Source organism: Mesorhizobium sp. WSM4884 (genome assembly GCF_029625675.1).
GTDB lineage: Bacteria > Pseudomonadota > Alphaproteobacteria > Rhizobiales > Rhizobiaceae > Mesorhizobium.
The window spans coordinates 84,713-104,456 of sequence record NZ_JARTVO010000016.1; the positions used below are offsets into that span (position 1 = coordinate 84,713).

The 19,744-nt window shown below is 65.6% G+C and carries 22 protein-coding genes; 13 read left to right on the forward strand and 9 right to left on the reverse strand.

The genetic code is table 11. The annotated features are described in order from the left end of the window. Positions 1–72: 72 nt before the first annotated feature. The 5 genes from P9236_RS22855 (at position 73) to P9236_RS22875 (ending at position 5,589) form a co-directional block, all read left to right on the forward strand. The gene (locus P9236_RS22855; protein WP_278076832.1) at positions 73–282 is read left to right on the forward strand and encodes a hypothetical protein; all 210 of its coding nucleotides are present in this window, start codon (positions 73–75) and stop codon (positions 280–282) included. Beyond that, positions 266–1,411, forward strand: coding sequence for an acyltransferase (locus P9236_RS22860; protein ID WP_278076834.1), 1,146 nt, complete (start codon positions 266–268; stop codon positions 1,409–1,411). Before P9236_RS22855 ends, P9236_RS22860 begins: the two co-directional genes overlap by 17 nt. Continuing rightward, complete coding sequence (locus P9236_RS22865) at positions 1,411–2,523, forward strand: glycosyltransferase family A protein (protein ID WP_278076835.1); 1,113 nt, start codon at positions 1,411–1,413, stop codon at positions 2,521–2,523. The genes P9236_RS22860 and P9236_RS22865 overlap by 1 nt, the downstream gene beginning before the upstream one ends. A gap of 250 nt (positions 2,524–2,773) precedes the next feature. After that, positions 2,774–3,799 (forward strand): glycosyltransferase, encoded by a 1,026-nt coding sequence (locus tag P9236_RS22870; RefSeq protein WP_278076836.1) that lies wholly within the window; start codon positions 2,774–2,776, stop codon positions 3,797–3,799. 11 nt (positions 3,800–3,810) lie between these two features. Next, entirely contained in the window at positions 3,811–5,589 is a 1,779-nt protein-coding gene (locus P9236_RS22875; protein WP_278076888.1) for an ABC transporter ATP-binding protein, read from the forward strand. 64 nt (positions 5,590–5,653) lie between these two features. On the opposite strand, the gene minE is transcribed toward P9236_RS22875, so the two are convergent. The 3 genes from minE to minC all read right to left on the reverse strand — a co-directional run bounded on the left by minE (position 5,654) and on the right by minC (position 7,710). After that, the gene (gene minE, locus P9236_RS22880; RefSeq protein WP_040973218.1) at positions 5,654–5,926 is read right to left on the reverse strand and encodes a cell division topological specificity factor MinE; all 273 of its coding nucleotides are present in this window, start codon (positions 5,924–5,926) and stop codon (positions 5,654–5,656) included. Then, positions 5,923–6,738, reverse strand: a complete 816-nt coding sequence (gene minD / locus P9236_RS22885; RefSeq protein WP_278076837.1) for a septum site-determining protein MinD — start codon at positions 6,736–6,738, stop codon at positions 5,923–5,925. The genes minE and minD overlap by 4 nt, the downstream gene beginning before the upstream one ends. Before the next feature lie 108 nt (positions 6,739–6,846). After that, positions 6,847–7,710 carry a septum site-determining protein MinC gene (gene minC, locus P9236_RS22890; protein WP_278076838.1) on the reverse strand — a complete coding sequence of 288 codons (864 nt, stop codon included), beginning with the start codon at positions 7,708–7,710 and terminating at the stop codon, positions 6,847–6,849. A 387-nt stretch (positions 7,711–8,097) separates the two neighbouring features. On the opposite strand from minC, the gene P9236_RS22895 reads away from it, so the two are divergent. The 3 genes from P9236_RS22895 (at position 8,098) to P9236_RS22905 (ending at position 9,341) form a co-directional block, all read left to right on the forward strand. Then, positions 8,098–8,439, forward strand: coding sequence for a hypothetical protein (locus P9236_RS22895; protein WP_278076839.1), 342 nt, complete (start codon positions 8,098–8,100; stop codon positions 8,437–8,439). A 349-nt stretch (positions 8,440–8,788) separates the two neighbouring features. Beyond that, positions 8,789–8,998, forward strand: coding sequence for a cold-shock protein (locus P9236_RS22900; RefSeq protein ID WP_278076840.1), 210 nt, complete (start codon positions 8,789–8,791; stop codon positions 8,996–8,998). 154 nt (positions 8,999–9,152) lie between these two features. Further along, entirely contained in the window at positions 9,153–9,341 is a 189-nt protein-coding gene (locus P9236_RS22905) for a hypothetical protein (protein WP_278076841.1), read from the forward strand. A gap of 302 nt (positions 9,342–9,643) precedes the next feature. On the opposite strand, the gene P9236_RS22910 is transcribed toward P9236_RS22905, so the two are convergent. The 3 genes from P9236_RS22910 to P9236_RS22920 all read right to left on the reverse strand — a co-directional run bounded on the left by P9236_RS22910 (position 9,644) and on the right by P9236_RS22920 (position 12,420). Then, entirely contained in the window at positions 9,644–10,069 is a 426-nt protein-coding gene (locus tag P9236_RS22910) for a globin family protein (protein WP_278076842.1), read from the reverse strand. Between the two features lie 293 nt (positions 10,070–10,362). Further along, positions 10,363–11,187 carry a BA14K family protein gene (locus P9236_RS22915; RefSeq protein WP_278076843.1) on the reverse strand — a complete coding sequence of 275 codons (825 nt, stop codon included), beginning with the start codon at positions 11,185–11,187 and terminating at the stop codon, positions 10,363–10,365. Between the two features lie 126 nt (positions 11,188–11,313). Further along, positions 11,314–12,420, reverse strand: coding sequence for a KamA family radical SAM protein (locus P9236_RS22920; protein ID WP_278076844.1), 1,107 nt, complete (start codon positions 12,418–12,420; stop codon positions 11,314–11,316). Positions 12,421–12,588: 168 nt separating this feature from the next. On the opposite strand from P9236_RS22920, the gene P9236_RS22925 reads away from it, so the two are divergent. Then, positions 12,589–12,771 carry a hypothetical protein gene (locus P9236_RS22925; protein ID WP_278076891.1) on the forward strand — a complete coding sequence of 61 codons (183 nt, stop codon included), beginning with the start codon at positions 12,589–12,591 and terminating at the stop codon, positions 12,769–12,771. Beyond that, positions 12,768–12,971, forward strand: coding sequence for a WYL domain-containing protein (locus P9236_RS22930; protein WP_278076889.1), 204 nt, complete (start codon positions 12,768–12,770; stop codon positions 12,969–12,971). Before P9236_RS22925 ends, P9236_RS22930 begins: the two co-directional genes overlap by 4 nt. A gap of 3 nt (positions 12,972–12,974) precedes the next feature. On the opposite strand, the gene P9236_RS22935 is transcribed toward P9236_RS22930, so the two are convergent. After that, positions 12,975–13,364, reverse strand: coding sequence for a VOC family protein (locus tag P9236_RS22935; RefSeq protein ID WP_278076845.1), 390 nt, complete (start codon positions 13,362–13,364; stop codon positions 12,975–12,977). A gap of 138 nt (positions 13,365–13,502) precedes the next feature. Between P9236_RS22935 and P9236_RS22940 the strand changes: the two genes are divergently transcribed. The 3 genes from P9236_RS22940 (at position 13,503) to P9236_RS22950 (ending at position 17,327) form a co-directional block, all read left to right on the forward strand. Further along, positions 13,503–14,312, forward strand: coding sequence for a helix-turn-helix transcriptional regulator (locus tag P9236_RS22940; protein WP_278076846.1), 810 nt, complete (start codon positions 13,503–13,505; stop codon positions 14,310–14,312). A 368-nt stretch (positions 14,313–14,680) separates the two neighbouring features. Continuing rightward, the gene (locus tag P9236_RS22945; RefSeq protein ID WP_278076847.1) at positions 14,681–16,339 is read left to right on the forward strand and encodes an acyl-CoA synthetase; all 1,659 of its coding nucleotides are present in this window, start codon (positions 14,681–14,683) and stop codon (positions 16,337–16,339) included. Between the two features lie 94 nt (positions 16,340–16,433). Beyond that, a complete protein-coding gene (locus tag P9236_RS22950) occupies positions 16,434–17,327 on the forward strand; it encodes a hypothetical protein (RefSeq protein WP_278076848.1) in 894 nt (297 codons plus the stop codon). 143 nt (positions 17,328–17,470) lie between these two features. On the opposite strand, the gene P9236_RS22955 is transcribed toward P9236_RS22950, so the two are convergent. Further along, complete coding sequence (locus P9236_RS22955) at positions 17,471–18,889, reverse strand: hypothetical protein (protein WP_278076849.1); 1,419 nt, start codon at positions 18,887–18,889, stop codon at positions 17,471–17,473. Between the two features lie 344 nt (positions 18,890–19,233). Beyond that, complete coding sequence (locus P9236_RS22960; protein WP_278076850.1) at positions 19,234–19,743, reverse strand: Hsp20/alpha crystallin family protein; 510 nt, start codon at positions 19,741–19,743, stop codon at positions 19,234–19,236. Between the last annotated feature and the right edge of the window lies 1 nt (position 19,744).

Below are 19,744 nucleotides of genomic sequence, written 5' to 3' on the forward strand. Positions count from 1 at the left end.
TAATTTAAGGGTGAAACTATTCCCCCGGTTGTCGGCATCACATCTTTATTTCAGCGCTGTAAGCATTTTGTGTTGCGCTGCAACATCGACCGCGACAATCGTGGGCTGGGGGCATGCCCGGTGGAGGATGCCATTATTTTGACCCGCGTGGGCATTTCGCTGGCCGGCAAGGATCGCACCCTCGGCTCGGAGATTCGTCGGCAGGCAGCGGTAGGGTTTGCGCAAACTATGCCGCCCGGCACCGCGGACCTTGTGGAAGCCGCTGATGGCGAACGCGCGTGACGTCCAACTCGATTCGCTGCGGGCCGTTGCCGTGACGCTGGTGCTCTACGCGCATTTCCTTGCGCCGAACGGCACTTCCTTCCTCGGCCATCTCGGCGTGCGGCTGTTCTTCGTGCTCTCCGGCTTCCTGATCACCCGGCTTTTGCTGGACGCGCGCGATACCGACGCATTCGCCGCGGGACCGACGCTGCGTTCCTTCTATGCCAGGCGCGTGATCCGGATCTTCCCACCCTATTTCGCGGTGCTGGGGCTCGTCTGGCTCACCGACCTGGAACAGTCCAAATCCTCGCTCGCCTGGCATGCGCTCTATCTCTCGAATTTCTGGTATGCGCTGCGCAACGATTGGAATCCCTGGCTGCTCTGCCATTTCTGGAGCCTCAGCATCGAGGAGCAGTTCTATCTCGCCTGGCCGCTGATCGTGCTTCTGGCGCCGCGCAAGCGCATCGAGGCGATCACCATCGGCGTCATCTGCTTCTCGCTCGCCTACCGCTTCTACTGGCCGATCGCGGCCGATCCGGCGCTGGCGCGGGACCTTTTGCCGCCAGCCTCGATGGACGCGCTCGCCTGCGGCGCCCTGCTTGCCGTGCGCCGCGCCAGGGGCGCGGACATCCCGCAATGGATGCGGCTCTCCTGGCCGGCCCCGGCGGCGGTTTTCCTGCTCGTCGTCTGGTCCGATCCGGGGCCGGCCAGCTCGACATGGGAGTGGCCGCGCTGGGTGCTGGTGCAGGTGCTGCCGCTGGTGCCGCTGGCGGCGATCGTCGCCGCCTGCTCGAACGGCCTCGGCGGCAGGCTCGGCAGGCTGGCCGAACTGCCGCCGCTGCTTTCGCTCGGCCGCATCAGCTACGGCGTCTATCTCTACCATCCGATCCTTCTGGCCTATGCCGTCAAGGCGCAGCCATGGATCCCGCTCAACGTCTCGGAACAGGGACCGGGCCGTTTCCTCGTCGCCGGCGCCGCCACGCTGATCGCCGCCTCGCTCTCCTGGACCCTCTTCGAGAAGCCGCTCAACGGCTTCAAGCATTATTTCCCGTATGTACGGCGCGCGCGCTCGCCGGGAGAGACGAGCTGGATCAGCCCGACGGCCGGCGGTTCAGCGCTCGACCTTCGGCATACGGAGGCGAGACGATAATGGCAAGCGCTGCTCCCCTCGTCTCGGTGCTTTTGCCGGTCTACAATGCCGAGCCCTATGTCGGCGCTGCAATCGGTTCGATCCTGCGGCAGGACTACGGCCGGCTCGAAGTCATCGCCATCGACGACGGCTCGACCGACCGGTCGCTGGAGATTCTCGAGCGCTCCCGCAAAGCCGACAGCCGCGTGTCCATCATCTCGCGCGAGAACCGCGGTCTGGTCGCCAGTCTCAATGAGGGGCTGGCGGTGGCGCAGGGCGAGCTCGTCGCGCGCATGGACGCCGACGACTTCGCCTATCCGTGGCGGCTGTCGCGCCAGGCGGCGCTGTTTGCCGCGCGGCCGGAACTCGGCTTCTGCGGCGCGCTCGTCGATCCGCTGCTGCACGGCCGCATCGCTAAGGGGCGGCTCGATCCGGTGTTCCGGCTCGGCCTCCCGGTGCTGTCGAAGTTCTTCACGATCTTCATCCACCCGACCGTGGTCTACAACCGCCGGGTCATCGGCGAGGCCGATCTGCACTATGATGGCGTCTACCAGCATGCAGAGGATTTCGACCTCTTTCGGCGGCTCACCGACCTCTATCCGGCTGCCTTGATGGAGGAGAGCCTGCTGGTCTACCGCGTGCATCCCGGCAGCGTGACCAGCCGGCACACCAGCGAGATGCGACGCACGCATCTCAGGATCGTCGGCGAGAATCTCGAGCGCGAGGGTCTGGCGGAAGACAGTGAGGATTTGCGCGCCATCGGCGATCAGGTTTCCTTCGACACCGTGGCCCGGGCGGCGGCCTTCATCCGCGCGCTGGAAGGGCGGATTGCAGCGCTGCCCGCGGCAGCGCGGCCGAGCTACGAGGCCGGCGCGCTCAACCTATTCTATTTCCTCTACCAGCTCGTCAACGACGAGGGGCAACCGGCATTCACGCATGAGCTTTTGACGCTGAGCGCGAAATGGAAGGTGATCCGCCGCCGCGAGCAGTATGCGCTGCGCCCCGGCGCCTGGGCGCCCTGGCTGAGCCAAGCCTCGATGTGGGCAGGCAAACGCGCCGACCGGGTCGCCTACCGCTTCAAATCCGCGTCGGCGGCGTCCGTGCTTGCGCCTTATCGGATGGGGACGGCATGAGGCGAGGCGTTGCAACCGCCAATCTCCCCCCTTGTGGGGGAGATGTCCGGCAGGCCAGAGGGGGGCGCTGTCCCGCCCTACTTTTCAGCCATTGGCGGCCCGACTTCGCCAGTCTGAAACCAGCCAACCATCAAAGCAGGCGTTCCTTCGCGCCCCCCTCTGGCCTGCCGGCCATCTCCCCCACAAGGGGGGAGATTGGCAGCTTCGGCGCCCCGCTCGCCCCGCGACGTCACAGCGCGGAGTCCTCCCCATGAACGCCGAGCGCCGTCCACTGCCGTGGCACCCGGTCCTGCCCGTCCCTCCCTGGCCCAGGCAACGGCCGTGGGTTTCCTTCATCGTCTGCACGCGCGACCGCCTCGGCGTGCTCGAACTTTGCATCGACTCGATCCGCGCCGCCTGCCGCGCTCACCCAGCCTTAGCCGCCGAGCTGGTGGTGGTCGACAACGGTTCGCGCGACGGCACGGTCGATTATCTTTCGCGGATAGCCGCGACCTCCGATATCGCGCTGACTGCGATCCGCGAGCCGCGCCCCGGACTGGCGGCGGCGCGCAATGCGGGGCTCGCCCGGGCGCGCGGACGGGTGCTGGTCTTCGTCGACGACGATTGCAGGCTCGACCGCAACTACCTCGTCGACCTCGAGCGGCATTATGCAAGCGGCGAGAAATGGCTGATCCGCGGCGGCCGCGTCGAGATCGGCGACGCGCGCGACCTGCCCTTCACCATCAAGCGCTGCGAGGAGCGCCAGCGGCTGACGCCGGCCGTCCATCCGGGCGGCTTCGTGCTAGGCTGCAACATGACCATGCATCGCGACGTTGCCGCCCGCATCGGCCCCTTCGATGAACGTCTCGGCGCCGGCGGGGCGCTGCGCTCGGCCGAGGACACGGATTATCTGGTGCGCGCCGTGCTTGCCGGCATGGCGGTGGAATATGTGCCCGACATGACGATCTTCCATCACCATGGCCGGCGCGACCGCAAGGCGGTCGACCGGCTGCACCGCGACTATCATTTCGGCAATGGCGCGCTCTGTCTCAAGCATCTGCGCCGTGCGCCCTGGCTGCTTCGCCATTTCTACTGGGCGATGCGGTCGGCCATGCGCGAGCTGATCGGCGGCCCGCGCTTCGACCAGGAGCTCAGGCTATCGCACTGGCCGATCGTGCTGATGAACCTCGCGGGCGCGGCGAAGTTCATGGCCCTCGTGCTGGCCAGGCGGCCGGATCGGCAGCCGCAACCGGCCCAGGAAACCATCGAGGCCAAGGCAGAGGCCGGCGCACGATGAACGGGCGCAACATGAGTGAGCGCAAGATGCTGGGGCTGTCGATGCTGCGACGGGCGCTCGACCGCCGCCAGCTCGGCCTGTTGCCCGTCGTCGTCGCGCTCGGGCTGGCCGGTGCCGCGCTCGAAGGGTTCGGCATCGGGCTGATCATCCCGCTGCTCGGCATCATCATGGGGCATGGCGAGGCGACCGGCATGGCGGGCCTCTCCGCCCTTCTGCAGAAGGTCGGCGCGGGTCTTGGCGAGCGCGAGCGGCTGATCGCGATTTCGGCCGCGATCCTGGGCTCGATCCTGCTGAAAAACCTGCTCGCTTTCGCCAATTCGGTGCTCACCGCGCATGTCTACGGCAAGGCCGGCCAGGCGATCCGCGGCGCGCTGGCCGGGCGGCTGCTCGAGGTCGGCTATCCGTTCTTCCTGAAGGAGAGCCCAGGGCGGCTGCTCAACATCATCTCCAGCGAATCCTGGCGCGCCTCGGACGCCATCCAGGGGATGCTCGGCGCCATCGTCAGCGCATCGGCGGCACTCATCCTGCTCGCCTTCCTGCTGCTGCTCTCCTGGCAGATGACGCTGCTGGTGATGCTGGGGCTGGCGCTCGTGCAGGCGGCGCATATGGCGCTGTCGGCGCATCTCAGAGCACCAAGCCGCAGTGTTTCGGCGCGCAATAGCGCCTTGGCCTCGCAGATGCTGCATCTCGTCCACGCCGGCCGCCTGATCCGCATCTTCGGCCAGGAGGAGCGCGAGAAGGCGGCGTTCGACAGGGCGTCCGACAGCGTGCGGCGCGCGGCCTTCCTGCTCGCCAACCGCCAGGGCGCGCTGGCACCGCTGACGGAAGTGCTGCACGCCATGCTGTTCCTGGCGGTGGTGATCGGCGCCTGGCTTGCGGGCTTGAGCTTCCCGCTGGTCGCGGCCTTCCTCATCCTGCTCTACCGCCTGCAGCCCCATGTGAGAGCCCTGCAGATGACCTGGAGCCAGTTGCAGGGGCTTTCGGGCTCGCTGGAAGAGGTGACCTGGCTGCTCGACCCCGAAGGCAAGCCCGCCCCGCCGCAAGGCAGCCGTCCGTTCACGGGCCTCGGCGAGAAGATCGCCTTCGAGGGCGTGAGCTTCAGCTACGCCAATGAGGAGCAGCGCGCGGCGGTGCTGCATGCGGCGAGCTTCGATATCGTCAGCGGCCGCTCGACGGCGCTGATCGGCCGCTCCGGCGCCGGCAAGACGACGATCGTCAACCTGCTCTGTCGCTTCGTCGAGCCGGACGGCGGCAAGATCCTCGTCGACGGCGCGCCGCTCGGCGAGATCGACGCGGCCGAATGGCGGGCTCACATTGCTCTCGCCAGCCAGGAACTGGAGCTGGTGGACGGCACCATTCTCGACAACATCACCTACGGCAAGGACACCGCGAGCGCGGAAGAGGCGCGCCGCGCGGCCACGCTCGCCGAGGCGCATGAATTCATCGAGAGGCTGCCGCAGGGCTACCTGACCGTCGTCGGCTATCGCGGCGTCAATCTGTCGGCCGGGCAAAGGCAGCGCATCGCGCTCGCCCGCGCGCTGCTGCGCGACCCCGACATACTGATCCTCGACGAGGCCACCAACGCCGTCGACGGGCTGTCGGAAGCGGCGATCGTGGAAACGCTGAAATCGCGCGCCGGCCGCCGCACGACCATCGTCATCAGCCACCACCACTCGACGATCTCGTTCTGCGACGACCTGGTGATTCTGGAGCACGGACGGGTGAAGAAGCAGGCGCCGTTCGCGGAGCTGGCGGCGCGCAGCATGGATGAGCTTTATCAGCCGGAGTGATTTGCGCAGAAGTGACGCGGCGCCAAAGCTGCCAATCTCCCCCCTTGTGGGGGAGATCAGCTAATCACCCAGCCATCGCCAGCGGCACGGCGCTCTTGTTGGGGATCTGGATGTCGATCTCCAGCGTCGACATGGTCGCGCCGCGGTCCATCGAGACCTGGAGATAGTCCTGGTCGATCTGCACGTGCTTGGCAATGACCGCCATGATCTCCTCGCGCAGGATGGAGACCAGGTCTGGCTGGCCGCGGCTCTGGCGCTCATAGGCGAGCAGCAGCTGCAGCCGCTCGCGCGCCACCGGCGCGCTGGTGCGCCGCTTGAAAAGGTCGAGGATGCTCATGCCGCCCTCCTTCCGAGAAGCCGATCGAGGAAACCCTTGCGTTCGAAGGGGACGACCACCGGCAGGTCCTCGCCTTCCAGGCGTCTTGCCGCTTCGAGATAGGCCTTGGCGGCGGAATTGATCGGCTCACTGAGCGTCACCGGCGCGCCGAGATTCGAGGCCCGCAGCACATCCTGGCTTTCCGGGATGATGCCGAGCAGCGGCGTCGAAAGGATCTCCAGCACGTCGTCGATCGACAACATCTCGCCGCGCGACGCGCGCGCCGCGTCGTAGCGGGTGACCAGCACGTGCTTCTGGATCAACTCGCCCTGCTCGGCCTTCATCGTGCGGGCGTCGAGCAGGCCGATGATGCGGTCGGAGTCGCGCACCGAGCTCACTTCCGGGTTGGTGACGATGACCGCCTCGTCGGCGAAGCGCATGGCGAGCTGGGCGCCGCGCTCGATGCCGGCCGGGCTGTCGCAGAAGACATAGTCGAACACCGAACGCAGCCGAGTGATGACTTCGGCCACGCCCTCTTCGGTCAGCGCGTCCTTGTCGCGCGTCTGCGAGGCCGGCAGCAGATAGAGCGTCTCCAGCCGCTTGTCGCGGATCAGCGCCTGCGACAGCTTCGCAGTGCCCTGGATGACGTTGACGAGATCGAACACCACGCGGCGTTCGGCCCCCATGATGAGGTCGAGGTTGCGCAGGCCGACGTCGAAATCGACCAGCGCCACCTTCTTGCCGGTCTTGGCCACGGCAGCGCCGAGCGCGGCCGTCGAGGTCGTCTTGCCGACGCCCCCCTTGCCCGAAGTGACCACGACTACCTTGCCCATATATCCAGCCTCCATTGGCGATTCTTATTCATGACCGTGCCGGGCACGGCGGATTCGTTGACAACCTTGGCACGCGAAACCGGTCCGAAGCTTGCCGCCCCAAAAAACTCAGCCGAGCGGCACGACGCACAGCGCATCGTTGTCGAGGAAGGCCTGCACCGCCTTGCCGCGCGACACGCCTTCCATCTCCTCGGCCGTGGTGTACCAGCCGTCGACGGCGAGCAGTTCGGCCTCGTTCTTGCGGCAGAAGATGCGCGCCGAAACATTGCCCTCCGAGCCGGCGATAGCGCGACCGCGCAGCGTGCCATAGACATGGATCGAGCCGCCGGCGACGATCTCGGAGCCGGACGCGACCGAGCCCAGCACGATGACGTCGCCATGCGGGTGGAAGACCGACTGTCCGGAGCGGATCGGCGCCTTAATCATCAGCGTGCCGGCGGCGGGCTCGTGCCGCGCCTCCACGGTGCCCTGCCCCGACCTCGCCGGTTCGGCCTTGGTTGCTTCGGCGACTTCAGCGTTCTCCGCATCGAGCTTTGCCAGCTCATCCTGCGGCGCCCTCACCTGACCCGGCTGCACGTCTTCCACAGCGGCCGTCTCGACCGTGATTTCTTCCGCCTTCGCCTTGCGCGCGGCCCTGCCCAGCAGCCCTTCGGCGGTCGCTTCCTTGGCGCCGGCAAGCAGCGGCGGCAAATCGGGCCCGAGATCGGCGCCCTCGAGCTCGATGGCGTAGACGCGGATGCCGCGCCGCGCGAGCGTGCCGACCAGCGCCGCGATCTCCTCCGGCCCCGGCTTCAAAGTGTTCAAATCGAGCACCACCGGGCGGCCGGCAAAATAACCCGGCGAGTTGCCGATCCAGTGATCGAGACCCTCCAGCCAGTCGTCGATGGGAGCTTCCGGGGTGAGAGTGAAAGCCACGAACGAGCGGGCGCGGAAGCGGATGGATTTGTTGTGCAAAGGGGCGGCGAAGGTCACGGCCAGACGAATCCTTACTCAATGGTTAAAGGGTGCCGGCCGAATGGTTAACAAAAGGTTAATTTTGTGGGCGCGTGCCGTTAAGGAACGGGCACGGCTAAGTTTTGTGGCGGGGCGGTCACACGGGCCGCCTTGCTGTCATGCAGGTCGTTCTCGAAGCCGCCGCACACTTTGGGCGACATGCTTTGAGCCCCCGCGTCGGGCATGTGAAGTTCCTAATATACGAAGAGACGCCGCACCGGCACCATTCGACACGGTTAATTTTCCATTTCTTCCAGAGCAAGGGAGCGGGGCATGTGCATCAATCACGCAGGCAGCAGGCGGGCAGGCAGAGCAAGCGCAACAATCGCTGTGTTGCTGCTGCTTACGGGATGCGCGTCATTCCCCATGAGTGGCAGAGACACATACCAGACGAGCGGCATAGACGAATGGCTGACAACGGCGAATGCCGACGCCGTCGTCAACGCGATGGCGGCGAAGGGAGCGATACCGGCGACCATCGACTGCCGGTTCGACAGCAACGTTCCGGGACAGCTGGCCTACGGCACGAAATTCACCTGGAAGCGCGCGCCGGCAAACACGCGCTACCACTGGGAAGTCGGCGACCCGACCTACCTCGCGAGCAAGGAAGTCAAAGCCAACAGGGTTGGGCTGCGCCGCGTGTCCGCGAAAGTCGTCCAGGATCCCGCGACGGGACAGAAGGTTGGTTGCTCGATCTGGGCGAGTTAGGCGGCAGATTGGCTTGAGCCTCGCCGCCCAGCGTGAACGCAGGGCGGCGGTGGCTAACCACTGCGACCTTGGCGCCATGAACGAGGCTGCGGAGATCACATCGCCGCCGACAGAGCGAGCGTTATCCACGTCCTGAAGCCGCCCGTCACAAAGGGCCATTGATAATATTATTTGTCGCGCCTTGTCGTGACGTCGATCAAGCGCTATGTTTTTTCAAATCGATCTTGTGGAACGAATGTTGTTTCCGCGCCTTGGCGCCCTGACGATCTTCCCTCTCAATTTCGAAGACTGCGACGTTTGGCATGAAGCCAAGCGGCGATGATTTGTGTCGATTTGAAAGGAAAATCGTATGACTACCGGGACCGTGAAGTTTTTCAACACCACCAAAGGCTTCGGCTTCATCGAACAGGGCAATGGGCAGCCGGACGTGTTCGTCCATATCTCCGCCGTCGAGCGCGCCGGAATGCGCTCCCTGGCGGAGGGCCAGAAGGTGAGCTTCGACATCGTGAAGGACCAGCGGAACGGCAAGAGCTCCGCGGAGAATCTCCAGGCGGCCTGAGCGCATCCATGGCCTTTGACCACGGATGTACTGGCATCTGGCCTTGGAGCACTTTGGTTTTCACGCATGTCTCGGTTCCCACTTTCGAGAGACATGCTTTTGGAGGAGGTCGGGCTTGCCCGGCCTTTTTCGTTTCAAGCAGCGAGGTAAGACCATGGCTGAAACGAGTTTGTTCAAGCCGAAGGGCGACGCCAAGAGCGAGGCCACCGCGAGGACGGCGCGCGCGATAATCGAGGGGGAAGCGGCCGCCCGGCAGGCAAAGACGGAACGGCTTCGCGCAGCCAGACTCGCCCGCGGGCAGGTCGAAGCGACGCCGAAGAAAAAGCCGGCAAGACGGAAATAGCGACAGCAGTACAGGCGCTTCTCCTCTTGCGGGGAGAGAGCGATTTCAACATCTGGCGGAAGGTCAAGTGTTGGGAGTCGCAAGAGCGGATTTCGTAGGCCGCCCAGCCCGGGAGGTTTGGCGGTGAACACTGGCGGGACAGCCCCTCTGCCCCTGCCGGGCATCTCCCCTCGATGGCGGAGATTGACGGTTCCGGCGCTCCACGGCGGGCGGGGACGGAGAAGGGGAACTCGCTACAAAAGCCCTTCTCCGCCCCGCCGCACTCGGTCCCTCGCTCCGCCAAGTGAGGGACCAAAGCCAACTCAGGCCGCCAACTGCACCTCGCGGGCGGCCGCGATCATGACGCCGGCGAGCAGGCCATAGGCGGCTGCCCAGGCTTCCCGCACGTCGGCCGTGAAAGCCTCGCCGAGGCCTGTCTCGAGCGTCTCGATCAGCGCCTGGCCGACGATCGGGTAGTGGCGCTCCTCGACGCCGTAGCCGACGTGGCGCCTGGCGAGATCCTGGACGGCGGGCAGGATGGTCTCGGCGCGGGAAAGCCCGTGCACGACGAAACCCAGCGCCGCCATCAACTTGGCGCCCTGTTTGCCCATGTCGGTCGCGTGAAACAGCGCCTTGAGGCTGCCGTCGATGGCAAACAGCTTCTCGTAGAACAAGGCGGCGGCCGCCGTCTTGATCGGCACCACCTCGCGAAAACTATCCTGCACGAGCTTGATCTGGTCGGGTGTCATCGGCGCGCTCCTCCGCGTTTCTTTGCCTGCGCGAGGATCATGTCCGGGCGTTTCGCGGGGATGCCGGTTGTGGAGGCTTTGTGTTTCAGGCTTGTCTCTGCGGGGTATCGGGTTCCGCCCGGTCTTTGCTTCGCGCAAAGCCAACCGGAAACGAATGGCGCGAGGCACCCCCCTCTGGTCTGCCGCCCCCTCCCCCCCTCAAGGGCGGAGATTGCAGCGTCCGCGATGGTGCCTCCTTCACCGTGGCGATTGGCGCCTTTCGGTGATTGCTCTGCAAGGACGATGAAAGCGCCCTACTCGCATTGCCGACGCGGGCCGCCGTCATAGGGCTGGTAGGTATTGTCCTGCGGATTGTAGGTGCGGTAGCGGCTGAAGCAGTAGTCGACATGGTCGCCCGACATTTGTGGGCCCAAAAGTCGATCCCTGGGGGCTTGATCCTCGGGCGAGATCTCTTCCGGCGGGCCGCCATAGGTGGTGGCGTAGCCGCCCCGCGTGGGCGCGTAGCCTTCCATCTCGGCCTGGTCGTCGGCCATCGCGCCTTGATCGATCTGCCCATTCTGGCCTGCATCGGTCGAAGCGGTGCTGTCGCCACCGGGATCGAAATAGGGCGAGACGCAGGGGCGCAGTTCGCCGCTGTAGGAGCGGTAGCTGTTTTCTTCCGGACGGTAGCTGCGGTAGCGGTTGGCGCACCATTCGAGATGGGCGGCGGGCAATTGCGCCTGCTGGGCCGGAGGCTGCCCGGAAGGCCGGGCGGCGGCATCGGCCTGGCCCGTCTGCGGAACGCTGGGCTGGGCGACATCGGGCAAGGGCTGCAATTGCCGCGGCGCGGCGGGTTGCGGCGTTGGGAGAGCCGCGGTCTGCGCGCCGGTATCCGCCTTGGCGCCCTCGCCGGCCTTGGCAGGCGCGCCGGCCGACTGCTGGGCCGGGATGCGTTGAAGATCCTGCTTCGCCGGATCGACCGGCTGGGCGTCCTTGGTCCAAAGCTCGGAAACGCCGATCGCCGGCGTCGCCTGGCGCACCGGCTTGGCGGCCAGCAGCCAGGTGGCGAAGGCGAGCCCGCTGGCGAACACGGCCAAGGTCAGCACGAAGCCGCCGACAACTCCCAACAAAGCCTTCACGCTGCACTCCTTAAGCCCCCGCGCATAGAATGCGGGGCGCGGGACGGAAGTTCCTTGCAGAGAGCGAGGAACCAGTCTCTGAAAGTCGGCGGGACAGCGCCCCCTCTGCTCGGCTTGAGGTATCCCCTATCCGACCACTTCCTTGTACTCCCTCGTCTTTCCGTCCTGGCCACGAATCCGCCAGGTGTCGCCATCCTGGCCCTCGACGTGGCTGGAGCCGAGCGGCACCTTGCCGCCGCCATCGGGCAAATCGATGACATAGGTCGGATTGCAGACGCCGGAGACCCGGGCGCGCAGTTCGGCGACCAGCACCTGGCCCTCGGCAATCGTGGTGCGGCGGTGCGCCATGCCGCGCGCCAGATCGCCATGATGCAGGTAATAGGGTTTTACCCCAAGGCGATACATCAGCTCGCGGCAAAGCTCCTCCAGCACCTCGACACGGTCGTTGACGCCCTTGAGCAGGACGCTCTGGTTGAGCAGGACGAAACCCGACTGCCGCATCGTCCGGCAGGCTGCCTCGGCTTCGGCGGTCAGCTCCCGCGGGTGATTGAAGTGGGTGACCACCGTCACCATCAGCCTTCCCTGCAGGGCCGCCACCAGGCCGGGCGTGATGCGCGAAGGCAGCGCCACCGGCACGCGGGTATGGATGCGGAGCAACCGCACATGCGGGATCGCCTCGATGCGGGCGCGGATTTCGGCGAGCGCCTTGTCGGGCAGCGACAGCGGATCGCCGCCAGTCAGGATCACCTCGCGGATCTCCTCGTGCCCGGCGATATAGGCGAGCGCCGGCTCCAGCGCTTCCCGTGTGTAGCCGCGGCCGATCGCTGTCAGCGATTCCTTCCGGAAGCAGAAGCGGCAATAGACGGCGCATTGATAGGTGGGGAACAGAAGCACGCGGTCGGCATGACGATGCGTCAGCCGCGGCACCGGGCTAAAGGCATGGTCGCCAATCGGGTCTTCCAGTTCACCCTCGGTGGCGACGAGCTCTTGCGGCGACGGGATCACCTGGGCGCGGATCGGATCGTTGGGGTCGTCCCAGTCGATCAGCTCGAGATAGGGTTTCGGCACGCGCACCTTGTGAGCGGCGGCGGCGTCCTGGGCAGCCGCGCGCTCGGCCGGCGAGAGCGGCAGCGCCGCAAGGTCGCGCACATGGCGCGCGCCGGCGCGGACGTCGTCCTGCCAGGCGGCGTCGGCGTTGCGTGCGGCGGCTGGTTGTTCGAGGTCTGCGGTCATAGAGGATTCCGGGACGATTTTGGGCAGGATATCGGCCGGATGGGCGGATAGGTCAACCGCCACGGTTGCCGCAGAGCGGCAGACGCTTCGTCTCGCCTCTGCCCTTCGGATAGTTGTTTCGGCGGAATGGTATTAGTCTGGGTTGTCCGGGGCTTCGGGGGCGAACCAATGGATTTCAACGCAGGCCATGGCTACCTCCTCATCGGCGGGCTCATCCTGGTCGGCGCAGGGCTGCTGATCCTTTCGCTGATCGTCAATCTGCATGTGGCGCACAGCGTGCGCGACGACGTGACGGCCATAAGATCCACATCCGCCACCGCAACGAACGCGACGAGGGGAGCGAACGCCTGATCTGGCCGACGGTGATCGGCTATGCCGAGACGGTGCGGCTGCTCGCCGCCTGGTGCGAGCTGCGACAGGATTTTCGCCATTTCCGCACCGACCGCGTCAGCGCCGCCACCTTCCTCGACGAGCGCATCGGCTGCCGGTTGGCAGAGCTGCGCAGCCGCTGGAAACGGCACATGGAGGCGCAAGGACTGCGCCTCCCCTGATCCCTAGATCTCCGCGTAGATCTCCAGCACGTTGCCGTCGGGGTCGCGGAAGAACAGCGTGCGGTGGCCCCAGGGCTGGTCGGTCGGCTCCATCTCGATGGCGACGCCCTTCTCACGCAGGGCCTTGGCGCATTGGTCGACATCGGCCGGTGCGACGCGGAAGGCGAGTTGCAGCGACAGCGCGCCCGCCGGCGCCGGCGCATCGTCGAACATCACGCCACGCCTCGTCAGGGCCAGCAGGCAGGAGCCGACCTGGTAGGCGGTCCAGCCCTCGCCCAGGGTCGAGTGGACGGGAAAGCCCATGATGTCCTCGTAGAAACCGCGCATCGCTTTCATGTCGCGGGCGAAGATGACGGTGTAGTCGATGTTCCTGATGTTTTTCAGCGCATTCATTTTTGGATCCTTGGCCAGTCGGCCGCGTTGGGTGCGACCGGTGCGTTGTCAGATGCGCTGCTCCATTTATACTGGTAGCCAGATGGTACAAGATGAGTGGCGCTGCTGGTAGCGCCGCTACCTCTTTCGAGGTCGGACATGCTGGAACGAACGGCCGAGGCCGACAGGCGCAAGGAGCTCGGCCGCTTCCTGCGCGCCATGCGCGAACGGGTGGAACCTTCGCGGCATGGCATCAGCACCGGCAGGCGCAGGCGGGCTTCCGGCCTGCTGCGCGAGGAGGTGGCGCTGCTCGCCGGCATCAGCGCGACCTGGTACACGTGGCTGGAACAGGGACGTAAGGCCAATCCCTCCGCGCAGGTGCTCAATGCGCTCGCCGATGTCCTGAAGCTGCTGCCGATCGAGCGCGAGCACCTGTTCAAGCTTGCGAAGCCGGAATGGCTGCCCGAGGCTGCGTCGGCGGGCAACCCCTCGCCCGAGCCGTGGATAGCCGGCCTGATTGCGGCGCTCTCGCCCAACCCGGCCTATGCGCTCAACCGCGCCTGGGATTTCCTCGCCTGGAACGACGAGGCGGCAAGCCTGTTCGGCGGGTTCGACCACCCGGAGGATCCGGCGAAGCGCAACCTGCTCAAGCGGCTCTTCCTCGATCCCGCCTGGCGTGCGCTGTTCGCCGACTGGGAGGTGGTGGCGCGCTCGGCGATCGCGCAGTTCCGCGCGGCGACGGTCGGCTGTGCTGCGGCTCCCGACATCCGTGCGGTGCTCGATCCACTCAAGGCGCTCAGCCCGGAATTCGCGCGGCAGTGGGCCGAGATGCGGGTGGAAGAGGCGCCGATCTGGTCGAAGGGGCTGGTCGGCCCGTCGGGCGAAGTCGCGACCTATGATTACTTCATGCTGACGCCCGCGGGTGTGGGCAAGGAGATGACGATCAGCCTTTACCGGAAGCGTGTGTAGACAGCTCAGACGCGGATTCCGGAATGGACGCTAACTTGCTGGTTGGAAAGGCTTTGACCGACGAAAGCTTGCGTTCCTTCGCGCCCCCCCTCTGTCCTGCCGGACATCTCCCCCACTTGAGGGCAGATCGGATGTCTCGCTCGGTTCGCCAATCTCCAACGTTGCAGGAGGATCGCCGTCAGCGGAACTGCCAATCTCCCTCCCCGTGGGGGAGATGTCCGGCAGGACAGAGGGGGCGCCGTAGAACGCAACGTCGCTCGCCTGCCAAAATCCAGACTTTTGCCGCAATCGACCCGCGCCGTGTTTTCGGGCAATGTCTCATCAACCCGCGCCATGGGGAGATGGCGTGCCGCCTAGGGAGGATTGCCATGACTGAAATGCCGGCAGCGCTGCCGCGCTATGAGGACGCCGTCCGGCGCTTCCGTATCGAGGACGAGATCGCAAGGCTCGACGGCGATCCGACGAGCGGCATCAACGCCTATGTCGAATGCTGCGGCCGCTACACAGGCAAAAACCGGCTGGCGCTGCGCGCCATCTCGGCCGGCGGCGAGCTGCGCGAATTCAGCTTCGACGATCTCGCCGACATGTCGGGCCGCGTCGGCAACATGCTGAAGGACCTCGGCGTAGGCCCCGGCGATGTCGTTGCCGGCATGCTGCCGCGCATCCCCGAACTGGTGGCTCTGATCCTCGGCGCCTGGCGCGTCGGCGCGGTCTACCAGCCGCTGTTCACCGCCTTCGGGCCGAAGGCCATCGAGCATCGGCTGAGCTACAGCAGGGCGAAGCTGGTGGTGACCAACCCCGCAAACCGCGGCAAGCTCGACGATGTGGAAAACCATCCGCGCATCGCCACCGTCCTTGCCCCCGGCGACACTCTGCCCGAAGGCGATATCGATTTCCGCGCCGCCGTTGCCGCCGCCTCCCCCGAGTGCAAGCCGGTGATGCGCAAGGGCTCCGATCTGTTCATGATGATGTCGACCTCCGGCACGACCGGGCACCCGAAAGGCGTGCCGGTGCCGCTCCGCGCGCTGCTTGCCTTCGGCGCCTATATGCGCGACGCGATCGGGCTGCGCGCCGACGACATTTTCTGGAACATCGCCGATCCCGGCTGGGCCTATGGGCTCTACTACGCCATCACCGGGCCGCTCCAGCTCGGCATTGCCACCACCTTCTACGAAGGCGCCTTCAACGCCAGAAGCACCTACGAGATCATCGAACGACTGGGTGTGACCAGTCTCGCCGGCTCGCCCACTGCCTATCGCCTGCTGATGGCGGAAGGGCCAGAGGCGGCCAGCCGCGTCAAGGGCAAGCTGCGCGTGGTGAGCAGCGCCGGCGAGCCGCTCAACCCGGAAGTGATCCGCTGGTTCGACGCCCATCTCGCCGCGCCCATCCACGACCATTACGGCCAGACCGAGAACGGCATGATGGTGAACAACCATCATGGGCTCAGCCATCCTGTCCGCGCGGGCTCGGCCGGCTTCGCCATGCCGGGCTACCGCATGGTGGTGCTGGACGAAGCCGGCAACGAGCTCGGTCCCAACCAGCCGGGCGTGCTGGCGGTCGATATAGCCAGGTCGCCGCTGCGCTGGTTCGACGGCTACCACCAAGCGGAGACGCCGGCGATCGCCGGCGGCTATTATCGCACCGGCGACACGGTGGAGTACGAGCCGGATGGCTCGGTTTCCTTCATCGGCCGCGCCGACGACGTCATCACCTCGGCCGGCTACCGCATCGGGCCGTTCGATGTCGAAAGCGCGCTGATCGAGCATCCGGCAGTCAACGAGGCGGCGGTGGTCGGCGTGCCCGACCCGCAACGCACCGAAATCGTCAAGGCCTTCGTGGTGCTGGCGCCGGCCTACAAGGGCAGCGAAGCGCTGGCCGAGGAGCTTGCCCAACATGTCAAGAAGCGGCTCTCGGCGCATTCCTATCCGCGCGAGGTCGAGTTCGTCACCGAACTGCCGAAGACGCCGAGCGGCAAGATCCAGCGGTTCCTGCTGAGGAAGGCGGAGGTCGAGAAGCGGAAGGGGTGAAGGACTCTGTCAGCTCTCGCCGTCTTTTTTTGGCCCGATCTTGTCTTCAAATGTGCGCCTGTCATTGGGTAGAACGCATCGCGGGGGTTGCATCATGCGGTTGATCTGGACGCTTCTGTTCGCTCTCGCGGGCGGCACGGCTTTCGCGGCCTCGCCTGAGGACGACTATATCGCCGCGCGCGACAAGGCGATTTCCGACATCGCGGCGCTGGAAAGCTCGAACGCTCAAGTGGAAGCGCTCGATGCCGCGAATGCCAAGGCGCAGGCCGATCTCGAAAAGCGTCTTTCGGCCATTCTCGGCCCGCTTTCGGTCAAGGATTTTCCGGCAACCGGCACCATCAATCTGGAAAGCCTGAGCGCCTCCGATATCGGCTTCGGCATGCTCGACGGGTTGCGTTACGCCAAGAGCGACGAAGGCCCGAGCATCGTGGCGACGACGCGGGGTCTCGCCGACCGCTGGCTGCAGTCAAGGGCCGACGGGGACGATGAAAGCCTCAGGCTGCCCACCAGCCTCGACGAGGCGCTGAAGCTCGATGGCTTCTACACCCAGGCGATTGGCGCCGATGCCGCCTTCGTGAAGACGCTCGACTTTCCGCTGAAGAAACCGGAAGGCGCCGACATCACCGTCGCCCGGCTCGGCGGCTGGACGCAGGATGTGGGGCCTATCTACGACCAGCAGGTCGTCGTCGCGGTCGTCAAGGGCGACCGCGTGCTGATCGCCGAGGCGCCCGCATCACCGCCCATACCGAAGATCGCGGCCTGCGAGGCCATTTGGACCACGGCGGACGCGACCGCCCAGAAATTCCAGGAGACCTATCAGGGCTCGGACCTCAAGGACCAGCAGGCCTATGATTCCGCCAATGCCGCCTGGGAAAAAGGCGACGGCGACTATCGCGCCTGCATGGCCGCGCGCCTGCCGGGCGATCCGGCCTTCCCGGCGCTGCTTGCCGAGGCGCAGCAGCTTGCCGACCATATGGCCGGCAAGTAGGCTCTCTCCCGATGCATGTCGCCCAAAAGCGAGCAGCGGTTTTGGGAGAACGACATGCATTCAAAACAAGGGCTTAAAGCGCGTCGTTTCAGCGAGACGCGCCTTAGATGCAGCAACGCCGACAGGCTGATACCGCGAGCGCTTTAACTTGCGTTGGCACGCATGTTGCGCCGGCTGTTGCGCCGCGCGGTCGGGCGCGCGGCTTCCGCGATGATGCCGTTGGTTATGGGCACGACGTCCTTGCGCGACCTGGCATCCGTCACCCTGTGCAGCCGCTCGTAGGGCAGCAGCTCCTGGATGCGGGCATTGAGCGTCACGATCTCGGCGCGTAGATCCTCGCATTCCTGCTTCTGGATATCGAGCTGGATCTGCTCGGACGCCTGCTGCAGGGAAAGCTGCGAGAGATTCGTGCTGACCACCGACAGGTTCTTCTTGTCCATTTCGCTCTCGTTCCTGAGAACCGCCAGCCGTTCCTCCGCGATCTGCCGTTCGGTCACGGCATCGTTCAACTGCGCCCTGAGCCTCGTCATCTCGGCCGCGGCTTCGGTCTTGTCGTTCGAGGCCTGCTCCAGCCGCGATTGCAGTTCCTGGATCTCGGAACGCAATCCGCGCATCTCCGCCTGGCTCCGCGCCAGCTCGGCCGCCCCGTCGCTTTCGGCGATGCTGGCTGCCTCGGCCACTTCGGCAAGCTTGGCCTGCGCCGCCTCCAGCGACTTCTGCAGACGAGCCTCCTCCTTGTCGTGGCTGCCGATCTGGGCCAACAGCTCGGAAATTCGCGCGGTTTCGTTGGCGTGGGCGGCGGCGAACTCGTCGAATTTGTGCCGGGCCTCGGCCTCGCGCTTTTGCGCCTGCTCCAGGTCGACCGAAAGCCCGACCTGCTTTTCGCGCAGCAGCTTGTTCTCGGCGGCACGCCGGTCTGCTTCGACGGTCTTGGCGGTCAACGTCTTGACGATCTCGCCGAATTCCGCCTCGCGCCTTGCGCTCTCGTTGCCCATCTCGACCAGTTCGAGCCGCACCGCCGCAAGCGCCTCGCGCAGTGCCTCCCGGTCCTGGACAAGGCTTGCCTCGCGCTGTTGCCAGGCCTCGGCCGCGCCGTCGCGTTCGCGCTGCTTCCTGGCGGCGTCGAGCAGTTGTTCCGACATGGTCTTGTGTTCGGCGCTCAGAGCGGCGTTCGCCAGCTCCAGCTCGTTGGCGCGGAGCGCGTCGCGATGCAGGACATTCAGGATGTCGCGCGTCATCTGATGCGCGGTGGCGATTTCCGCCAGCCTCGCCTCGATCTCCTCCAGATGGCCCTGCCCGTCGCGGAAAAGCCCGGAGACCGCTTCCAGCGCGGCCAGCCGCGTCTGAGTATGCGGCGTCAGCCGCGAGGCCACTGCCTCGGGCTGGCTTTCGGCCGGAGGATCCTCGTCGCCCGCCGCCAGATCGGCGACCATGTCGTCCTCAATCGACGTCTGTTCGTCAGCCGCAAGACATTCCTCGAAAGCTTCCGCCAAATCCGACTGAAGCTCCTGAAATTCCTTGTCTACGTTTTCGGCCCGCTTGATCAGGGATTTGAAATTCATAACGGCACACCTCTTACGCTCACACCCGCCGTATTAATTAACGAATTGCTAATCTAGCCCTTTGCATTCCGTACGGGAACCCTCTCCAAAAGACGGAAGAAATTAAGGTTATCGCACCTTTCCAGACGCTTGCGCGATGTTCCGTAAGCGACATCTGCGCCAAGCGCGGTAAGTGGTTCCAGTGGAGCAGCGTTCGGCGGAACGACATCGACGCGCGTTGCGTGGCAGTGCCAGCGGCTCGCGTAACAGGCAATCATCCCACGCTCTCGTCAGCACCCGCGCCAGCGTCGGCCGTTCCGTATATGGCGGGGGCTGTTGCCATCAGTCCAACCCCCGCCATGATATCAGCTCTTGATTTCGATGCGCTTGGCCTGCGACTGCGCCTTCGCGGTCTTGGGCAGCGTTACCGTCAGCACACCGTTCTTGAAGCGAGCATCGATCTTGTCTTCTTCGATCTCGTAGCCCAGAGGGATGCGACGCTCGAAGCGACCATAGACGCGCTCCGAGAACTGCCGTTCCTTGTCCAATGTCTCAGAGCGCTTTTCACCCTTCAGCGTCAGCACGCCGTCATCGAGCAGGACCTCGATGTCCTTCTCCTCCAGGCCTGGCACTTCGGCCGCCACCCTGATCTCCTTCTCGTTGTCGGAGATCTCGACGCTCGGCCAGCCGCCACCGAGGGCTGAGACGCCGCCCAACGACGGCAAGCCGGAGCCGAAGCCGCGGAAGACGTCGTCGAACAGCCGATTCACCTCGCGATGCAGCGACAGGAACGGATCGCGTTCGCCATCACGAAAGACACTCGGTAGCTGGTTGCCATTGCTTCGGCCCCAGGGAATCAGATCGCGGACACTCATT